Here is a 17,094-nt window from a genome sequence, read left to right on the forward strand (position 1 = left end):
TGCCATGACGCGAGCGGAACCCGGGGGGGATGCCGCGCAGCGATTCCGTGTCTCGTTCGTGTGCACCGGGAACATCTGCCGGTCGCCCATGGCTGAGGTGGTGCTGCGCGAACTCGCCGAGCGCGCCGGGCTCGAGGAGCGGATCTCGATCGAATCGGCCGCGACGGGCGACTGGCACGTCGGCGAGCGGGCCGACGCGCGAACCATCGACGCGCTCGCCCGTGCCGGCTACGACGGCACGCGTCATCGTGCCCGTCAGTTCGACCCCGAGGACTTCCCTCGGCTCGACCTCGTCGTCGCGTTCGACCGCGGCCAGTCGCGCGTGCTGCGCAACTGGGCGCGCAACGCGTACGACGAGCACAAGGTGCGGCTGCTGCTCGAGTTCGACCCCGAGCTGTCGCCGCTGCAGGACGTGCCCGACCCCTACTACAGCGACGATGCGACCTTCGATCGGGTTCTTGGGATGATAGAGCGGTCGACGTCGGCGCTGTTCCGGCAACTCGCTCCCGCTCTCAGACAAGGACTCCGATGACTTCGCTGCCTCCCCAGCCGCTCAGCCCCCTCGACGGCCGGTACCGCGCCGCGGTCGGCGAGCTCGGCGAGCATCTGTCCGAGGCGGGGCTGAATCGGGCGCGCGTCCACGTCGAGGTCGAGTGGCTCATCGCCCAGACCGACCGCGGGTTCTTCGGCACGAGCCCGCTGGCCGACACCGAGAAGCAGGCGCTGCGCGCGGTCGTCGCCGACTTCGGCCAGGCCGACATCGACGAGCTCGCCCGCTTCGAGGCGACCACCCGCCACGACGTGAAGGCCGTCGAGTACTACGTGCGCGGCAAGCTCGACGAGCTGCGCCTCTCGCACCTCGCCGAGCTCACGCACTTCGCGTGCACCAGCGAGGACATCAACAACCTCTCCTACGCGGTCACCGTGCGCGACGCGGTCGCCGAGGTCTGGCTGCCGAAGTACCGCGCCGTCATCGCGAAGCTCGCCGAGCTCGCGCGCGAACACCGCGACGCGCCCATGCTCTCGCGCACGCACGGCCAGCCCGCGACGCCGACCACGATGGGCAAGGAGCTCGCGGTGTTCGCCCACCGCCTGCAGCGCATCGCTGCGCAGGTCGAGGCGACCGAGTACCTCGGCAAGTTCTCGGGCGCGACCGGCACCTTCTCGGCGCACGTGGTCGCGGCACCGGATGTCGCGTGGCCGACGGTATCCGAGGAGTTCGTGACCTCGCTCGGTCTTGCCTGGAACCCGCTCACCACGCAGATCGAGTCGCACGACTGGCAGGCCGAGCTCTACGGGCGCATCTCGCACGCCAACCGAGTGCTGCACAACCTCGCGACCGACATCTGGACGTACATCTCGCTCGGCTACTTCCGGCAGATCCCCGCCGCCGGTGCCACGGGGTCATCGACGATGCCGCACAAGGTCAACCCGATCCGCTTCGAGAACGCCGAGGCCAACCTCGAGTTGTCGTCGGCGGTGCTCGACTCGCTCGCCGCGACACTCGTGACCTCGCGGATGCAGCGCGACCTCACCGACTCGAGCTCGCAGCGCAACATCGGCGTCGGCTTCGGCCACTCGGTCCTCGCGCTCGACAACATCCTGCGCGGCCTCGGCGAGATCGACCTCGACCGCGCGCTGCTGCTCGCCGACCTCGACGGCAACTGGGAGGTGCTCGGCGAGGCGATCCAGACGCTCATCCGGGCCGAGGTCGCCGCCGGCGACTCGACGATCGCCGACCCCTACGCGCTGCTGAAGGAGCTCACGCGCGGCAAGCGCGTCGGCGCGGCCGAGCTCGCGGAGTTCGTCCAGGGCCTCGAGATCACGGATGCCGCGAAGCAGCGCCTGCTCGCCCTGACGCCGGCAACGTACGTCGGCCTCGCCGACGAGCTCGTCGACCGCCTCGACGCGTAACCCGCAGATCCCGAATCACGCCGCGAGGCGAGCGGGCGGGTCAGTGCCCGGACGGGTCCTTGCGCGCCGGGTCGCCGCCCGTGCCGTCGCCGTGCTCGCGCGGGTTGGGCTTGATCGTCATGGCGAGCAGCGCGAGCACCATGAGCACCACGATGAAGGTGCCGCCCGCGGTGATCAGCGTGAGGGTCCAGTCCCGCGTCGACATCAGCACGATGATCGCCGTGAAGACGGCCGCGATCGCGGCACCGCCGACGAACTCGACGGGCCGCAGCACGTCGCGGCGGTCGGGGCGGAAGCCGCCGGGGGACTGGGTCACGATCGCTCCGATCCGGATGCCGCGTCGCCGGTGCCCACCGGTCCGGCCACGGCCCACTTCTGCGAGAACCCGCCGATCAGCAGCAGCACGCCGAGCACCACGAAGTACGCACCGAGGAGGCCGACCGCGGTGACGGGATCGAGCGGGAAGAGGACGAACACGAGGGCGAGCAGCGCGGTCAGCGCGCCCGCGGTGATCCAGTCGCGCGCGGCGGCGATCCGGCCGCGCGAGCGCAGGCCGACGACGAGCTCGAGGATGCCGGTGACCGCCGCCCACACTGCCACGGTGAACGTGAAGGCGCCGACACCGTTCGGTGCGGTGTCGCGGAGGCCGAGCGCGGTGAAGCCGGCCGCGGCCGTGAGCACGCCGCTCGCGACGAAGATCCATCGCGCGAGGCGGTCGGCGACGAGCCGCGACGACAGCGCGCCGACGATCACGCCGGACGCGACGGCCCAGGCGCCGAACACGGTCAGGCCGAGCGCGGGGGAGTGATCCTGCGAGAACGTGATCACCGCCGACGGCACCAGCGCGAGGGTGCCGCGCACGACCGGGACGAGCCAGGCGGCGGCGCGTTCCGGGGCGGCATCGCGGGCATCGGCCACGGCGACCTCTTTCGACTGGGGAACGATCCAATCCTACGTGTCGCGTCCCCGGGGGTTCGCCGGGAGCCGCCGCCTCATGTGCGAGAGGTGACGGATGGCGCGACGCGAGCCGCGCCATCCGTCACCGACTCATCAGGTCAGAGCGCCTTCAGGATGTCCTCCACGCGCTCCTTCGCGTCTCCGAACAGCATCTGCGCGTTGTCGCGATAGAACAGCGGGTTCGCGACGCCCGCGTAGCCGCTCGCCATGGACCGCTTGAACACGATGACGTTGTCGGCCTCCCAGACCCGCAGCACGGGCATGCCGGCGATCGGGCTGCCTGGGTCCTCGGCGGCGGCCGGGTTCACGGTGTCGTTCGCGCCGATGACGAGCACGACCGACGTCGAGGCGAGGTCGTCGTTGATCTCGTCCATCTCCTCGACGATGTCGTAGGGCACCTTCGCCTCTGCGAGCAGCACGTTCATGTGCCCGGGCAGGCGTCCGGCGACGGGGTGGATGCCGAAGCGCACGTCGATGCCGCGTTCGCGCAGCTTTGAGGTCAGCTCGGCGACGGGGTACTGCGCCTGCGCGACGGCCATGCCGTAGCCGGGGGTGATGATCACGCTCGAGGCGTTCACGAGCATCTCCGCGGCATCCTCGGCCTGGATCTCGCGGTGCTCGCCGACCTCCTCGTCACCCTTCTTCGGCGCCTCGATGCCGAACCCGCCGGCGATGACGGAGATGAACGACCGGTTCATGGCCCGGCACATGATGTACGACAGGTACGCACCGGACGAGCCCACGAGCGCGCCGGTCACGATGAGCAGGTCGTTGTTCAGCAGGAAGCCGGCGGCGGCCGCGGCCCATCCGGAGTAGCTGTTGAGCATCGACACGACCACGGGCATGTCGCCGCCGCCGATCGAGGCGACGAGGTGCCATCCGAGGGCCAGCGCCAGCGCGGTCACCAGGACCAGCAGCCACAGCTCGGGCGTGATCACGTACCAGACGGTCAGGCCGACGAACGCGACGAGCGCGCCGAGGTTGAGCGCGTTCTTGCCGGGCAGCACGAGCGGCGCCGACTTCATCCGCGCCGACAGCTTGAGGAACGCCACGATCGAGCCGGTGAACGTCACCGCGCCGATGAAGACGCCGATGAAGACCTCGGCGTGGTGGATGTCGAGCAGCGCGCCCTCGAGGTGGGGTTCGGCGAGGGCGCCGTTCCAGCCGACCAGCACGGCCGCGAGTCCGACGAAGCTGTGCAGGAGCGCGATGAGCTCGGGCATGCCGGTCATCTGCACGACGCGCGCCCGCCAGAGGCCGATCGCGGCGCCGATGAGCATCGTGACGGCGAGCAGGATCAGGCCGACGGTGGTGGACGGCTCGCCCCACGCGTCGGTGAAGGTCAGCCAGATCGTCGCGGCCAGCGCGATCGCCATGCCGATCATGCCGTACGTCACGCCGGCTCGGGCCGACTCGTGCTTGCTCAGGCCGGCGAGGCTCAGGATGAACAGCAGGGCTGCGACGAGGTACGCGGCGCCCGCGATGGATTCGGGGGTCAGGGATTCAGGCACTCTGGGGGCTCCTCAGTGGGGACGAACGTCGTCGGGTCGCGGTCAGCTCGTCGTCCGGTCGCCCTTGGCGAACATGCCGAGCATGCGCCTGGTGACCGCGAACCCGCCGAAGATGTTGATGCTGGCGATCAGGATCGCGATCGCCGAGAGCACCTGCACGACCGGCACGTCGCTCGTGACCTGCAGGATGGCGCCGACGATGATGATGCCCGAGATCGCGTTGGTCACGCTCATCAGCGGCGTGTGCAGCGCGTGCGCGACCTTGCCGATCACGTAGAACCCGACCACGACCGAGAGCGCGAGCACCGTGAAGTGCTGCGGCAGAGGGTCGGGCGCGACGGCGTTGACGAAGAAGAGTGCGACGATGCCGGCCGCGATCAGCCCGATACGGCCGGTCCTCGTGAGCCCGCGCTTGGGTGCCCGGGCGACGGATGGCGCGGCCGCGCCATCCGCTGCGGCCTTCGCCGCCGGAGCCGCCGAGACCTGCACGGGGGGTGGCGGCCACGTGATCTCGCCGTCGCGCACGACGGTGACCGAGCGCTGCACGATGTCGTCGAAGTCGATCGCCAGCTGCCCGTCCTTGCCGGGCGTGAGCAGCTTGACCAGGTTCACGAGGTTCGTGCCGTACAGTTGCGACGCCTGCGCGGGCAGCCGCGACGCGAGGTCGGTGTAGCCGAGGATGATCACGCCGTTCGGGGTCACGATGCGCTCGCCCGCGACCGAGCCCTCGACGTTGCCGCCCTGACCGGCCGCCATGTCGACGATCACGCTGCCCGGCTTCATCGACGCGACATCCGCCGCCGTGATCAGCCGCGGCGCGGCACGCCCCGGGATCAGCGCGGTCGTGATGATGATGTCGACGTCGGCCGCCTGCTCGGAGTAGATCTCGGCGGCGCGCCGGTCGTACGCCTCGCTCGTCGCCTTCGCGTACCCATCGGTCGACTGCTCGACCTCGACCTCGACCTTCAGGTACTCGCCGCCGATCGACTTGACCTGGTCGGCGACCTCGGGCCGCGGGTCGGTGGCCCGCACGATCGCGCCCAGGCTCGACGCCGCGCCGATGGCCGCGAGGCCCGCCACGCCGGCGCCGGCCACGAGCACCTTCGCCGGCGGCACCTTGCCCGCCGCCGTCACCTGGCCCGTGAAGAACCGGCCGAACTCGTGCGCCGCCTCGACGACCGCGCGATACCCCGAGATGTTCGCCATCGAGCTCAGCACGTCCATCGACTGCGCGCGCGAGATGCGCGGCACCGCGTCGAGCGCGAGCGCCGTCACGCCGCGCGCGGCGAGCGCCTCGAGCAGGTCGGGCCGCAGCGCCGGGCTGAGCAGCGCGACCACCGTGGTCCCGGGCCGGAGCAGCGCGATCTCGTCGGGCGCCGGGGCATTGACCTTGAGCAGGATGGCGCTCGCCCACGCCTCGTCGCGTGGCACGATGCCCGCGCCGGCCGCGGTGTACTCGCCATCCGGGAACGACGACTTCGCGCCTGCACCCGCCTCGACCACGACCTCGTACCCGAGGCCGACCAACTGCTTCACGGTCGCCGGCGTGGCGGCGACCCGGGTCTCCGAGCCCTGCTCGGTGACGACGCCGATGCGCGTCATTCGCTCTCCTTCTCGTCGCGGCGACCATGCTCGTCGATGCGACGCGGCATCTCGGGATGGGTCCGTGCGGGATGCCGTCCGGCGGGGGAGCCGGGCGCGCGGCACTGCTGCTCGATCACGATACGTCCCGCCGCGCACGTTCCTCCATCATTACACCGTGATCGGCGCGAAACTCCGGCGGTTCTTTCGCCCGGCGAAAGGACCGGGGCGCGGTCGATGCGCCCCGGTCCCCGATCGCCCAGGTCGGGTCAGCCCTGGCCCTTCGGCCCGCAGCCGCCCCACATCCCGTGCCGGTCCGGCGCGACGTCGTCGACCACCAGCACGTCGCCGCCGAGGGTCACGATGAACGCAGTGTCGCCGATGAACGACAGCGAGGTCGGCCGGTCGAGCTCCTCGAGGATGACCGAGAACGTGCCGTCGCCGTTGATCCGCAGGAGCTCGCCGCTGTCGGGAAGCCCCGGCGTGCCCGGCTCGACGTCGCCGGGCGAGTCGCCCTGCGAGAGCGCGTAGTACCCGCACGCCGCCGCCTCGACGTCGACGATCATGCTGTACCCGGTGGCCACCTCGCGCGTCGACGGATGCCTCGGATCGAGCACGACGACCCGGCCCGTCGCCGGATCGTGCGGGATCGGCCCGAGCTCGGCGATGTACACCTTGCTGCCGGAGACCTGCATGCCGGTCGGCACGACGTTGCCGTACTGCACGACCTCGGTGATCGCACCGCTCAGCTCGGCGAACAGGATGCGGTTGTGGTGGCCGTCCGCGACGAGGAACCCATCGTCGTACGGCACGAAAGCATACTGAACCCCGCCGGCCAGGAAGTAGTCGGCGTCGGGTGGATTGTCGATCGACCAGGTCGCCGTGTCGGCGATGAGGGTCGTGTCGTCCACGTCGTCGATGCGGTAGATGCCGCCGAGGTCGCTGCCCCCGACGTCGGGCCCGACGACGCTGATGAGCGCGTACGCGGTCTCGCCGATGAAGGCGACGTCGAAGACCCCACCCGGCGCGGTGACCGGCAGGCCGCTCGCGAACGTCGTCGATGCGCCCGTGCTCGTGTCGATCCGGACGACTTCGCCGCCCGCCCGATCGGCCACGTACAGTGCGCCATCGGGGCCGATGGTGCTGCCGATCGGGCCGGTGAGCCCGGTCGCGAGCACCTCCGCGACCGGCTCGGGCGCGTCGCCGGGCGGAGTCGCGTTCGCGGTCGCCGGCAGGAATGCCGGCCCCAGCGCCATCGCCGTGATCGCGGCGAGGATCGCCGCTCGTCTGGTACCCATGTCATGCTCCCCCCGGGCGTGATCTGAGACGTGAGCCGCATCGCCTTCGCGATCCGAACTCGCTGCACCACCCGGGCCGATCCTGCATGGTCTGCCATCGAGGCAGCACCCGACCAGATTGCTCCCAGTATCGACGAACGTCAAGGAATCCTCACCTGTGAATGGGTTCGATCCGCGACGCGCGAGCCGACCTGGCGGTGCAGCGACCTCAGGCGAACTCGGCCCGGAAGAGTTGCATCGACTCGGACACGCCCTTGAGCTCCGCGGGGCCGACGTCGCGGAAGACGATGCCCTGCTCTCCGCCCGCGTCGGCGACCGCCTGGGTGACGAGCACCTCGCCGGGTCGCGCGTAGTCGGCGATGCGGGACGCGAGGTTCACGGTCTGCCCGAAGTAGTCGCCCTGCTGGTACAGCACCGGTCCAGTGTGCAGCCCGACGTGCGCGGGCGGCAGCCCGGCGGTCGTCAACTCGTCCACCATCTCGAGCCCGGCTCGCACTGCAGGGCCCGGCTCCCGGAAGTGGAACATCACGCCGTCGCCAAGCCACTTGATGGGCTTGCCGCCGTGGCGCACCGATCCGCGCTGCACGAGTCGCGCAAGCGTCGCGGCCAGGTCGGCGGCGGCCTCGTCGCCGCGTTCCTGGGTGAGCCGCGTGTAGCCCGTGATGTCGAAGAAGCAGATCGCCGGCGGTCGATCGAGGTGACTGTGGATGCCGGCCCTCGCCATGAGCACCTCGAAGCCCTCGATGATGTTGGAAGTCCACGCCCGCGCCTGCTGCGCGTGGTACAGGCCGAGCAACGCCTGCTCCGCGAGCGGGGTGCTTCGGGCAGCGAACTCGGGGTTGCCGATCTCGTCGGTTCCCTTTCCGGCGGCGATGCCCGGCTCGATCACCTCGGAGTTCCACCAGGCTCCCTCGGCCTCGGCCATCCGGCGCGTGCTCTCGCCATGGACGCGGAGGAGGCGCTCGATCGACGCGGGCCGGAACCCCGCGGCGACCTGCAGGTCGAGGAACGGCACGACGGCCATCTCGTCCTCCCGCATCAGGTCGTCGGGCGCCGGCGGCGGGGATCCGATCGCCTCCCGAACGGTCATCAGGAGGTCGAGGGGCACCCCGGTGCGATCGCTGACCTGCTGGAACGTCTCGCCGCCGAGGGGGGCGAATCGCTCGTACGCCTCCGTGTCGAAGAACCCGAGCGAGATCGCGCCGCGCTCGATGGCGGCGGAAAGGCGTTCGAGCGGGATCGCGGCGTCCTCCAGCGACTGCGCCAGCATCATGCGGCGCACGTCGCCCGGGGAGAATCGGCCCGGCTCGTCGGGAGCGATGATGCCGAGTCGCACCAGGCGATCGACGTAGGACACGTCGACGCCGGCGCGCTCGGCCGCTTCGTCTCGTGAGAACCAGCTCACGTGCGTCAGCCTACTCGCGACGCCGGCGGCTGTTCGGATTCCGTGCATCGCGTTCTACTATCGACCGTGTGCCCGTGGCCATCCGCTCGGGCCGACGAGGTGACGGAGGACCGCAGTGGAGGCAGCGAAGCCGACCGCACCGGCAGGATCGCAGACGCTCAGCCGCGGCATCCGCGTGCTCGAGGTCCTCGCCGACGCCGACCGCAACCTCACGATCGACGAGGTCGCCGCCGCGCTCGGCGTGCATCGTTCGGTCGCCTACCGGCTCGTCCGCACACTCGAGGAGCACACGCTCGTCACGCGCGACGCGGCAGGTCGGCTCGCCCTCGGGACCGGACTCGCCGCCCTCGCCGCGGGCGTGGCGCGCGACCTGCAGCAGGTCGCGCTCCCCGAACTCACCGAGGTCGCGAACGAGCTCGGCATGACCTGCCTCATCGCGGTGCTCGCCGACAACGAGGAGGCGGTCACCCTCCTCAGCGCGGCGCCGCGCCAGACGATGACGGTGGTCTCGTACCGCCCGGGGCATCGCCACCCGATCACGCGCGGCGGCCCCGGCAAGGCGATCCTGCTCGCCATGCCCGAGAGCTCGTGGCCGGCCCAGGTGCCCGAGGCGCTGCGCGCCGAGATCGCCGAGAGCCGATCTCGCGGCTACGCGCTGAGCCACGACGAGGTCGTGCCGTCGCTGCGGTCGGTCGCCGTGCCGCTCATCCTGCCGGGGCAGCCGCCCGCGGCCATCGCGGTGATCCACGTCTCGATGCCGCGGCCCGAGGCCGAGATCGCCGCGCGGCTCACCGCCGCGGCGCGCGCGGTGTCCCGCAGCTACGGGGCCTGAGCGCGCCGCGAGCGGCGCCGGGGCGACCGCTCGCGGCCGGGCACGCGCTCAGTGGCTGACGAGATCGCCCTCGACGGCCGCGTCGGCCGAGGCATCCGCCGTCGCCCGCTGCGGCAGCAGGTGCTGCTCGAAGAACGCCGCGAGGTCGGCGGTCGCCGACAGGGGCAGGATGTGGGCGACGTACTGGTCGGGACGCACCACGACGACGGCGCCGTCGCGCGAGATGCCCCGCTCGTCGAAGATGTCGGTGGGGCACCACGCGCTCGGCCCGGCCGCGAACACCTTCTCCCAGTCCATGAGCGCGAACGGCCCGGTCCTCGGCCGGAACACCTCCGGCACGGCCATGATGTCGACGCCCTCGTGCGGCTGCTGGTAGATCACCTTGACGTCGAACACGGCGTCGACGTCGACCCCGTACGGCGTGTACCGCGTCAGCGGGGCGTCGGGCGACGACATCCACTCGGCCCAGTCCGCGAGGGCGGATGCCTCGCCGGCAGCGGGCGCGTCGGCGAACGCGTAGATCCGCCACCGTCCATCGGCCTTCGCGTGGTGGCCCAGGTGCACGACGTTCCCGTCGCACACGAGCGACACCGGCGACGATTTGAAGCGCATGCCGATCGGGAATCCGGTGGCGAGCGCCTGGTGCGCCGCGTCGCCGGTGATCATCGACGGGCCGTAGTGCGTCATGAACCCCGACGGGAACTCGGCGGTGCCGAGGTAGTGCTTGGCCAGTTCCTGCGGGTCCGAGATCTCCTCCGGCTTGCGCGCCATGAGCGAGGACCATTCGCGGTCGAAGTCGATCAGTTGCTGCGCGACCGGCTGCCGTTCCGACGAGTAGGTCGCGAGCAGGTCGGCGGGTGCCCGGCCGGTGACGACCGAGCCGAGCTTCCACCCCAGGTTGAACCCGTCCTGCATCGAGACGTTCATGCCCTGCCCGGCCTTCGCGCTGTGCGTGTGGCACGCGTCACCGGTGAGGAACACCCGCGGAGCGGCATCCGCCCCCTCTTCGCGGTCGTCGAAGTGGTCGGTGACCCGATGACCGACCTCGTAGACGCTGAACCAGGCGACGTTGCGCACGTCGATCGTGTACGGGTTCAGGATGTCGTTCGCTTTGGCGATGATCGTCTCGATCGGCGTCTTGCGCACCTCGTGGTGGTCGTCGTCGGCCACCTCGCCGAGGTCGATGTACATGCGGGAGAGGTACCCGCCCTCGCGGGGGATGTGCAGGATGTTGCCCGCGGCGGAGTTGATCGCGCACTTCGTGCGCCAGTCGGGGAAGTCGGTGTTCACGACCACGTCCATGACGCCCCACGCGTGCGCCGAGATGCCTCCGAGGTGCTTGCGGCCGATCGCCTCGCGGACTCCGCTGCGAGCGCCGTCGCTGCCCACGACGTACTTGGCGCGGACGGTGCGCTCCTCGCCTTCGCGCTCGCCGGCGGTGTAGCGCACGCGCACCTCGACGGGGTACTCGCCCGCGGATTCGGAGTCCTCGTCATGCACGGTGAGTCCGGCGAACTCGACGCCGTAGTCGGGCACGATCCGCCCCGGCCCGTTGGCCGCGGCTTCGGCGAAGTAGTCGAGCACGCGCGCCTGGTTGACGATGAGGTGGGGGAACTCGCTGATCTTGAATCCGTAGTCCTCGGTGCGGGAGGTCCGGATGATCTTCGTCGGGTCGGCCGGGTCGGGGCCCCAGAAGTTCATGTAGCCGATGTTGTAGGCCTCGGCGATGATCCGTTCGGCGAACCCGAACGCCTGGAACGTCTCGACGCTGCGCGGCTGGATGCCGTCGGCCTGGCCGAGCACGAGTCGCCCGTCACGGCGCTCGATGACGCGGGTGACGACATCGGGGTACTGCGAGAGCTGCGCACCGAGCAGCATGCCGGCCGGGCCAGAGCCGACGACGAGCACGTCGATCTCGTCGGGCAGTTCCTCGGGGCGGTCGATGCCGACGCCGGCAGCGGGCTTCACCCGGGGATCGCCGGACACGTAGCCGTGGTGGTGGAACTGCACGTGGTGCTCCTCACGTCGTTGTGTGGTGAAGGGGGCTGTGTGTTCGATAATCGAATTGCGTATTCAACTATCGCGCGAACACATGGTAAGCCTCGATGCGCCGCCGCACAAGCCGGGTCGCCGGACACCCCGTGCCGAGAGCCACGGCACGGGGTGGAGATGGAGAACGGGACTACGCGGAGGCCGCCGCCTCGAGCACCGGCAGGGCCCGCTCGATCGTGGCCATCGTCGCGGTCAGCGAGATGCGGAAGTGCGCCGGCTGGTCGAACAGCGTGCCGGGCATGAGGTGGACGCCGCGCTCGGCGAGCCCGGCGCAGAACGCCGCAGCATCCCCGCCCGGCGCCCGGCCCCAGAGGTAGAACGTGCCCTCGGGCCTGGTCAGCGCGTACCCGGCATCTCGGAGCGCGCCGTACATCCGGTCACGCTTGCGGGTGAGCTCGGCGAGGTCGATCGAGACCCCCTCCAGCGCCGGCACCGAGTATTGCATCAGCGCGTCGGGGAACCCCCAGCCGATCGCGAGCTGTAGCGGCATGCACGCCTCGCGCAGTGCCGAGCGTTCGGCGGGCTCCAGGAGCGGGGAGATCGCCAGGTACCCCAGGCGCTGGCCTGGCGCGAGAAGGATCTTGCCATAGCTGTAGTCGATCACGGTCCACGGGTAGGAGCCGGCCGGGCTGGCGAACCCGATGCCGTCGAAGCGGATGCGGCGGTACGGCTCGTCCGAGACCAGCCAGATGCGACGACCGTGCCGGCGGGATGCCTCGTCGAGGACCGTCGCGAGGGCATCCCACGTCTCCTTCGGATACACCCTGCCGGTCGGGTTCGCCGGGGAGTTGACGATCACGACCCGCGTGCGCGGCGAGATGGCACGCGCGATCTCGTCGACGTCGAGGTCGAAGTCCACCGGGGCGAGCGGCGCCGCCACCGGAACCAGGTTCGCCGCGTGGAGCATGGGTGCGTAGCAGAACCATCCGGGGTTCGGGATGACGACCTCGTCGCCCGCATCGGCCAGCATCGCCAACGCGAGCTGGATGGCGCCGAACGCCCCCTGCGTCATGGCGATGTCCTCGGGCTCGAAGTCGAGCCCGAGCTCGCTGTGGAGCCCTGCGGCCACCGCCTCCTGCGCGGCGCGCTCACTGGACTTGTAGGCGTACCAGTCCACCGACCTCGGCTCGAGCTGCGCGCGCATGGCGTCGACGAGCCCCGGCAGCGCCATCTCGTGCGGATTGCCGAACGTGAAGTCCATCGCGTCCGGGTCGCTCGCGACATCCTGCATGCTCGCGAAGGACGAGGTGACGATCGCGATGGACCGCTTCGCGTCCATCGCACGTGTGGACAGGACCATGTCGACCGCCTCTCGGCTGCGCTGCGTCACGGGTCGGTGCCAGCATCCCAAGCGCGGTCGCCTGCGTCAATCGGAGTTCACCCGCCTGCTCTGGTCGCACACGACGAACGCGCGTACCGTCGAACCATGGCGAAGCTCATCGAGAACCTGGCGGAATCGGTGCCCTCGTGGGGCGCGAAGGTGGCGTACGGCGAGAAGACCACGGTCGGCGGGCAGGAGGCCGTGCCCGTCGCGTTCGTCGTGTTCGGCTTCGGCGCCGGCGAGGGCTCAGGCGACATGCCCGACGCCGGCAAGTCGATCGCCGGACACGGTGAAGGCAGCGGCGGGGGCGGCGGGGGCTTCTCGGTGCCGATCGGGGCCTACATCAACGGACCCGACGGGCTGCGCTTCCGGCCGAACACGATCGCCCTCGCGGTGGCGGCGGTGCCGCTCGTGTCGGCGATCGGCGGCGCGCTCGCGCTGATCGTCGGCGCCGCACGGTTCCGCGGCATGCGCTGAACCGATATCCACGCCACGCCCACGCCGGCTCGCTGGAGCGCGAAGCGTGCGGGCCCGTTGGAGACGGGCCGCACGCGGTGGGCGCAGCCCGGCTACACCTGCACCATGTCGGCGAACCGCGAGAAGTGCCCGTGGAACGCCACCGTCACGGTGCGGGTCGGGCCGTTGCGGTGCTTGGCCACGATGAGGTCGGCCTCGCCGGCGCGAGGGCTGTCGCGCTCGTAGGCCGATTCGCGGTGGAGCAGGATCACCATGTCGGCATCCTGCTCGATCGAGCCCGACTCGCGCAGGTCGGAGAGCGCCGGCATCTTGTCGGCACGCTGCTCGGGGCCTCGGTTCAGCTGCGAGAGCGCGAGCACCGGCACCTGGAGCTCCTTCGCGAGGAGCTTCAGGGCCCGCGAGAACTCCGACACCTCCTGCTGGCGGCTCTCGACGCGCTTGCCGCTCGTCATGAGCTGCAGGTAGTCGATCACGACCATCTTCAGGCCCACGCGCTGCTTGAGCCGCCGGCACTTCGCCCGGATCTCGACGAGCGTCATGTTCGGCGAGTCGTCGATGTACAGCGGCGCGTCGTTGATGCGCCCGCGGGTCGACGCGATCGTCGTCCAGTCGCGCGTGTCGACGGTGCCCTTCCTCATGTTCTGAAGTGGCACGGATGCCTCGGCGGAGAGCAGGCGCATCGCGATCTCGCTGCGCCCCATCTCGAGCGAGAAGAAGATCGTGGGCAGGTCATTCGTGATCGCCGCGGACCGCGCGAAGTCGAGCGCGAGCGTCGATTTTCCCATCGCAGGACGCGCAGCGACGATGATCATCTGCCCCGGGTGGAAGCCGTTCGTGAGGTCGTCGAGGTCGGCGAAGCCGGTCGGCACGCCGGTCATCTTGCCGTCGGTGTGCTTCGCGGCCTCGATCTCGTCGATCGCGGTGCCGATGGCGTCGGTGAGGGGGACGTAGTCCTCGCTCTCGACCGAACCGGTCACCGAGTAGATCTCGGCCTGGGCGTTGTTGACGAGCTCGACGACCTCGCCCTCGCCGGCATAGCCCATCTGCACGATGCGCGTGCCGGCCTCGACGAGCCGGCGGAGGAGGGCGCGCTCGGCGACGATCGCCGCGTAGTAGCCGGCATTCGCCGCCGTTGGCACGATGCTCGTCAGCGTGTGGAGGTACTCGACACCGCCCGCACGCTGCAGCTCGCCAGACTTGGTGAGTTCATCGGTGACGGCGATGACGTCGGTGGGCTCACCGTGCGAGTAGAGCGCGAGGATGGCGTTGAACACGACCTCGTGCTTGGGCACGTAGAAGTCGACACCGCGCAGCGTCTCGATGACGTCGGCGACCGCGTCCTTCGAGAGCATCATGCCGCCCAGCGCACTCTGCTCGGCGAGCAGGTCGTGCGGGGGAGTGCGCTCGCCTCGGCGGGCGTCGGGGTCGTCGACGGGATCGGCGAAACCGATGTGCGCGATCGACAACTGCTGACCTCCGATTCGCTGCTGGGCGCCACTCGTCGCCCTTGGTCCAGATACTCCCGGACCCCCCCGACATCTCCCCCGATCCGGCTGCTCCGAAGCCCGCTCGCGGAACGGTTCGGGGGACGCTGACTCACCCTAGGGAAGGGCTGTTCGGGGCACAAGCCAGCCTGTGGATAACTTTGTGGACAGTCTGCGCGAAACACCGTGGAACGTGTGCACAGCGCCTGTGGAGAACTGTGGAAATCGTGTGAATCACACGGTCTGAATTCACGCTTGATCAGGTACTAAACGTTTCCACACCTGTGGGGGAAAACTTTCTTCCGTTTCCACGTCAGGCGGTTGTCCACCTGTGGACGAACATGAGGACAGCACCCCAAAGTGTGGACTTGTGCGCGACCGTTCCGCGGGTGTAAGCGTGCCGTCCGAAACACGCCCGTCACACGCCGACGCGGCGGCGAGCCGGAGCCCGCCGCCGCGTTGCGAAATGCGCGTGCGACTACTTCGCCGCGACCACCTGGAGGGTGATCGTCGCCGTGACGTCGTCACGGAGCTTGACCGTCGCCTCGTGATCGCCGACCGACTTGATCGGCGTGGGGATCTCGATCTTGCGCTTGTCGACCTGGCCGAGACCGGCGTCGGCGACCGCAGCCGCGACATCCGCCGTCTTCACCGAGCCGAAGAGGCGACCGCCGAGGCCGGCCTTGACGGCCAGCTTGACCTTGCCCGACTCGAGCTTGGCCTTGAGCGCCTGCGCGTCCTCGATCGAGTGCAGCTCGCGCGCGGCGCGAGCGGCCTTGATCTGGTCGACCTGCTTCTGGCCGCCGCGGGTCCACGGCGTTGCGAAGCCCTGGGGGACGAGGTAGTTGCGGGCGTAGCCGTTCTTGACCTCGACCACGTCGCCGGCGGCGCCGAGACCCGAGACCTCGTGCGTGAGGATAACCTTTGCCATTTCCGTGCTCCTTAGCGGCCGGAGCCCGAGTAGGGCAGGAGGGCCATCTCGCGCGCGTTCTTCACGGCGCGGGCGATGAGGCGCTGCTCCTGCACGGAGACACCGGTGATGCGACGGGCGCGGATCTTGCCGCGCTCCGAGATGAACTTGCGAAGGGTCGCGACATCCTTGTAGTCGATGACGCCGACCTTGACGGACTTCGCGGGGGCGGCGTTCTTCGCGCCCTTGCCGCCGCGAGGCTTGCGGCGGTCGCCGCTGCTCTTTCCAGCCATTACTGATCCTTTGATGTGTACTCGCGGGTCGAGGAGCGGATGGCGGAGCCGTCCGCGTCCCGAAACCGGTCGTGGGTATTAGAAGGGCGTCTCGTCGCCGTAGTTGGTGCCCGGAGTGTTCCAGACGTCACCGCCGCCCGAGGACTGCGCGGGGGCGCTGGGCGCCCACGCGTCATCGGACTGGCTGCTGCTGCCGCCCCCGAACGAGCCGCCGCCGACCGCACCGCGGTTGGACTGGGCGCGCGTCACGGACGCGGTGGCGTAGCGCAGGCTCGGGCCGATCTCGTCGACCTCGAGCTCGATGGTGGTGCGCTTCTCGCCTTCCTTCGTCTCGTAGGAACGCTGCTTGAGACGCCCGGAAGCGATGACCCGGGAACCCTTGGTGAGCGAACCCGCCACGTGCTCGGCGAATTCACGCCAGACGCTCGCGCGCAGGAAGAGGGCCTCGCCGTCCTTCCACTCGTTCGCCTGACGGTCGAACGTGCGGGGCGTGGACGCGATCGTGAAGTTCGCGACCGCGAGCCCGTTCTGCGTGTAGCGCAGCTCGGGATCGGCAGTGAGGTTGCCCACCACGGTGATGATGGTCTCGCCGGCCATGGGGACTAGGCGTCCTTCTTGGCGGCGGCGGCGGCCTTGTTGGCGGAAGCGGTCGCCTTCTTGGCGGCCTTCTTCGCCTCGGCGGCCTGGAGCTTCTCGGCGCGGGCGACGGCCTCCTCGGCGCGGAGGACCTTCGTGCGCATGACGGCCTCGCTGAGGTTCAGCTGGCGGTCGAGCTCGTTGGTGGTCTTCGACTCGGCGGTGAAGTTCACGACGGCGTAGATGCCCTCGGACTTCTTGTCGATCTCGTAGGCCAGACGACGCTTGCCCCAGATGTCGACGGTGTCGACGGTGCCGCCATCGTTGCGGATGACGTTGAGGAACTTGTCGAGGCTCGGAGCAACGGTGCGCTCGTCGATCGACGGATCGAGGATGACCATCAGCTCGTACTGGTGCATGACAGACCCACCTCCTTCGGACTCAGGCGGTCACAGACGGTCTGTGACAGGAGGGTGTACATGC

General features: G+C 69.9%; 17 protein-coding genes. 4 read left to right on the forward strand and 13 right to left on the reverse strand.

Annotation, left to right across the window (positions count from 1 at the left end; genetic code table 11):
• Nucleotides 1-4: 4 nt before the first annotated feature.
• Both AC3RKB_RS05450 and purB read left to right on the forward strand, forming a co-directional pair.
• Nucleotides 5-532, forward strand: coding sequence for a low molecular weight protein-tyrosine-phosphatase (locus tag AC3RKB_RS05450; protein WP_491434987.1), 528 nt, complete (start codon nt 5-7; stop codon nt 530-532).
• The gene (gene purB / locus AC3RKB_RS05455; protein ID WP_491434988.1) at nt 529-1,914 is read left to right on the forward strand and encodes an adenylosuccinate lyase; all 1,386 of its coding nucleotides are present in this window, start codon (nt 529-531) and stop codon (nt 1,912-1,914) included. Before AC3RKB_RS05450 ends, purB begins: the two co-directional genes overlap by 4 nt.
• A gap of 40 nt (nt 1,915-1,954) precedes the next feature.
• Here purB and AC3RKB_RS05460 read toward each other — a convergent pair whose 3' ends face one another.
• From AC3RKB_RS05460 to AC3RKB_RS05485, 6 genes are all read right to left on the reverse strand, one after another.
• Entirely contained in the window at nt 1,955-2,230 is a 276-nt protein-coding gene (locus AC3RKB_RS05460; protein WP_491434989.1) for an ABC transporter ATP-binding protein, read from the reverse strand.
• On the reverse strand, nt 2,227-2,832 hold the full coding sequence (locus AC3RKB_RS05465; protein WP_491434990.1) for a DUF308 domain-containing protein: 606 nt from the start codon (nt 2,830-2,832) through the stop codon (nt 2,227-2,229). The genes AC3RKB_RS05460 and AC3RKB_RS05465 overlap by 4 nt, the downstream gene beginning before the upstream one ends.
• Nucleotides 2,833-2,969: 137 nt before the next feature.
• The gene (gene pntB / locus AC3RKB_RS05470) at nt 2,970-4,382 is read right to left on the reverse strand and encodes a Re/Si-specific NAD(P)(+) transhydrogenase subunit beta (RefSeq protein WP_491434991.1); all 1,413 of its coding nucleotides are present in this window, start codon (nt 4,380-4,382) and stop codon (nt 2,970-2,972) included.
• 42 nt (nt 4,383-4,424) lie between these two features.
• Nucleotides 4,425-5,984, reverse strand: a complete 1,560-nt coding sequence (locus AC3RKB_RS05475; protein WP_491434992.1) for a Re/Si-specific NAD(P)(+) transhydrogenase subunit alpha — start codon at nt 5,982-5,984, stop codon at nt 4,425-4,427.
• 248 nt (nt 5,985-6,232) lie between these two features.
• On the reverse strand, nt 6,233-7,261 hold the full coding sequence (locus AC3RKB_RS05480) for a ScyD/ScyE family protein (RefSeq protein ID WP_491434993.1): 1,029 nt from the start codon (nt 7,259-7,261) through the stop codon (nt 6,233-6,235).
• 208 nt (nt 7,262-7,469) lie between these two features.
• Nucleotides 7,470-8,666, reverse strand: a complete 1,197-nt coding sequence (locus tag AC3RKB_RS05485; RefSeq protein WP_491434994.1) for an adenylate/guanylate cyclase domain-containing protein — start codon at nt 8,664-8,666, stop codon at nt 7,470-7,472.
• 115 nt (nt 8,667-8,781) lie between these two features.
• Here AC3RKB_RS05485 and AC3RKB_RS05490 point away from each other — a divergent pair, with 115 nt between their 5' ends.
• On the forward strand, nt 8,782-9,498 hold the full coding sequence (locus AC3RKB_RS05490) for an IclR family transcriptional regulator (protein ID WP_491434995.1): 717 nt from the start codon (nt 8,782-8,784) through the stop codon (nt 9,496-9,498).
• A 48-nt stretch (nt 9,499-9,546) separates the two neighbouring features.
• Here AC3RKB_RS05490 and AC3RKB_RS05495 read toward each other — a convergent pair whose 3' ends face one another.
• Nucleotides 9,547-11,508, reverse strand: coding sequence for an FAD-dependent monooxygenase (locus AC3RKB_RS05495; protein ID WP_491434996.1), 1,962 nt, complete (start codon nt 11,506-11,508; stop codon nt 9,547-9,549).
• Nucleotides 11,509-11,680: 172 nt separating this feature from the next.
• Nucleotides 11,681-12,850 (reverse strand): aminotransferase class I/II-fold pyridoxal phosphate-dependent enzyme, encoded by a 1,170-nt coding sequence (locus AC3RKB_RS05500; protein ID WP_491434998.1) that lies wholly within the window; start codon nt 12,848-12,850, stop codon nt 11,681-11,683.
• A gap of 126 nt (nt 12,851-12,976) precedes the next feature.
• Between AC3RKB_RS05500 and AC3RKB_RS05505 the strand changes: the two genes are divergently transcribed.
• The gene (locus AC3RKB_RS05505; protein ID WP_491434999.1) at nt 12,977-13,348 is read left to right on the forward strand and encodes a hypothetical protein; all 372 of its coding nucleotides are present in this window, start codon (nt 12,977-12,979) and stop codon (nt 13,346-13,348) included.
• A 92-nt stretch (nt 13,349-13,440) separates the two neighbouring features.
• Here the strand turns inward: AC3RKB_RS05505 and dnaB are convergent, their stop codons facing one another.
• The 5 genes from dnaB to rpsF form a co-directional block, all read right to left on the reverse strand.
• Nucleotides 13,441-14,814, reverse strand: a complete 1,374-nt coding sequence (dnaB, locus tag AC3RKB_RS05510) for a replicative DNA helicase (RefSeq protein ID WP_491435000.1) — start codon at nt 14,812-14,814, stop codon at nt 13,441-13,443.
• A 496-nt stretch (nt 14,815-15,310) separates the two neighbouring features.
• Nucleotides 15,311-15,763 (reverse strand): 50S ribosomal protein L9, encoded by a 453-nt coding sequence (gene rplI, locus AC3RKB_RS05515; RefSeq protein ID WP_491435001.1) that lies wholly within the window; start codon nt 15,761-15,763, stop codon nt 15,311-15,313.
• Nucleotides 15,764-15,774: 11 nt separating this feature from the next.
• Entirely contained in the window at nt 15,775-16,035 is a 261-nt protein-coding gene (rpsR, locus tag AC3RKB_RS05520) for a 30S ribosomal protein S18 (RefSeq protein WP_067947514.1), read from the reverse strand.
• A 78-nt stretch (nt 16,036-16,113) separates the two neighbouring features.
• Entirely contained in the window at nt 16,114-16,632 is a 519-nt protein-coding gene (locus AC3RKB_RS05525; RefSeq protein ID WP_491435002.1) for a single-stranded DNA-binding protein, read from the reverse strand.
• 5 nt (nt 16,633-16,637) lie between these two features.
• Complete coding sequence (gene rpsF, locus AC3RKB_RS05530; protein WP_491435003.1) at nt 16,638-17,030, reverse strand: 30S ribosomal protein S6; 393 nt, start codon at nt 17,028-17,030, stop codon at nt 16,638-16,640.
• Nucleotides 17,031-17,094 lie beyond the last annotated feature (64 nt).

The organism is Agromyces capsici, from assembly GCF_058349965.1.